2 protein-coding genes and 1 pseudogene are annotated in these 1,702 nt (G+C 75.1%); all 3 read right to left on the bottom strand.

Going from position 1 to position 1,702, the window contains the following annotated elements; genetic code table 11:
• Positions 1 to 244 (bottom strand): annotated as a pseudogene (locus NFU81_RS02885) (hypothetical protein); the annotation flags it as partial.
• A 149-nt stretch (positions 245 to 393) separates the two neighbouring features.
• Positions 394 to 1,167, bottom strand: a complete 774-nt coding sequence (locus NFU81_RS02890) for a DedA family protein (protein ID WP_251484619.1) — start codon at positions 1,165 to 1,167, stop codon at positions 394 to 396.
• Positions 1,168 to 1,278: 111 nt separating this feature from the next.
• Positions 1,279 to 1,702 (bottom strand): P1 family peptidase (locus NFU81_RS02895; RefSeq protein ID WP_251484622.1); only part of this gene is annotated, 424 nt, incomplete at its 5' end.

Genomic DNA, 1,702 nt, shown 5'->3' on the forward strand with positions numbered 1-1,702 from the left:
GTGCGGTGCCCGCCGCGCCGTTCGCGGAGTCGCCGGCCGAGTCGCCGGGGCTGCCGGGCATCGCCGCAGGTGCGGAGGACCGCGGGGCGCCGGTCGCGCCGGCGTCGCCGGCGGCCGGGCCGGACGCGGCCTTGTCGCCGCAGCCGACGGCGGCCACCGACAGCACTGCGACGGCCGCCGCGGCGAGGAGGGTTCTACGGCGACGCACCCGCTGCGGCTCGGCGGTCGCGGAACAGTGAGACAAGGGAGGCATATTGGACGATTGCTCACCGCGAGCCCGTTTCGAACCTCCACGGCCCCGTTTGTTGCCATCTCGGCACATTGTCACCGCGGGGAACTCGGGAATCAGCACACGCATACGCACCACGAACACATGTACGCGCTCAGCCGCGCTCAGCCGCGCTCGTCGCCGCCAGCGCCGCCCTTGCCGCCTGCCCCGCCCGTCCCGTCCGCGTCCTGACCGTCCGTATCCCCGCCGTCGTGACCGTCCGCGCCGTCGCCGTCGTGACCGCCCGCGCCGTCGCCGCCCTGACCGTCCGCGCCGTCGCCGTCCGCTTCCCCTGCGCCTTCGGCGCGATGGCGGCGGACCCGCCAGACCACCACCGCGGCCACCACGACCACCGCCACCACGACGGCCACCGCCGTGCCCGCCGTCTGCTCGACCTGCTTGTAGGCCGCGCCCGCGAAGTACCCCAGCAGGGTGAAGCCGACGCCCCACACCAGCCCGCCGAGCGCGTTGAAGAGCAGGAACGTCGGGTACGGCATCCGCGAGATGCCGGCGAGCGCGGGCATCAGTGCGCGGAAGAAGGCGATGAAGCGGCCGAGGAAGACCGCGGCGGGGCCGCGTCTGCGGATGAAGCCCTGGGCCTGCCCGATCCGCTGCCGGTGGCCGCGCAGCGCCTTGGTCTCCAGGATGCGCGGCCCGAAGCGCCGGCCGACCTCGTAACCGACCGAGTCCCCGGCGATCGCGGCCAGCACGACCGTCGCACACATCCAGTAGACCGACACCCGGCCCTGCCCTGCGATCACCCCGCCGAGTACCGCCGCCGTCTCACCGGGCAGGACGAAGCCGAAGAAGAGCGCGTCCTCGCAGAAGACCAGGGCGGCCACGATCGCGTAGACCATGGCGCCCGAGGAGTTCTCGAGCCAGTCGGTGATGGAGTGCATGAGCCGAGCCTTACCGCTCCGTCGCGTCCCGCACGGCAAACCGGCCGGTGACGCGCCAGCCGGTCCGCGAAATGGGCCGAGCGGGCGGCCGGCCGCGGGGCGCCCGGCCCTTCAGCGGTCCTGGTAGAGGTCCTGGTAGAGGTCTCGGTAGAGGTCCCGGTAGCTCGGGAAGACGCCGCCGGGGCCGTCCACCGTCTCCGCTGCCAGCACGGCGTGCCGGATCGCCCGGGTGAGGGCGTCGGCGCCGGCCGCGAGCACCTCGTCCAGCGAGCCCGCCTCGATGTGCACCCCGAAGGCCGGGTGCGCGGCGGCGGCTCGGTCCCGCGGTACGAGCGGGCGGCGGCCGGTGGCCATGGCGAAGACGGTGTCGCCGTCCGAGAGCAGGTGCGCCGGGCGGACCGCGCGGGCCAGCCCGTCGTGCGAGCTGCCCGCGAGCTTGTGCGCCTGCGCCCGGGTCAGCACGGCGTCGGTGGCGACCACCGCGAGCGTCGTGGCCGGCGGCCGCGGCCGCCGGTCCGCAGTCGCCGCGGCGGCC

The organism is Actinacidiphila cocklensis (assembly GCF_907177275.1).
Lineage (GTDB): Bacteria > Actinomycetota > Actinomycetes > Streptomycetales > Streptomycetaceae > Actinacidiphila > Actinacidiphila cocklensis.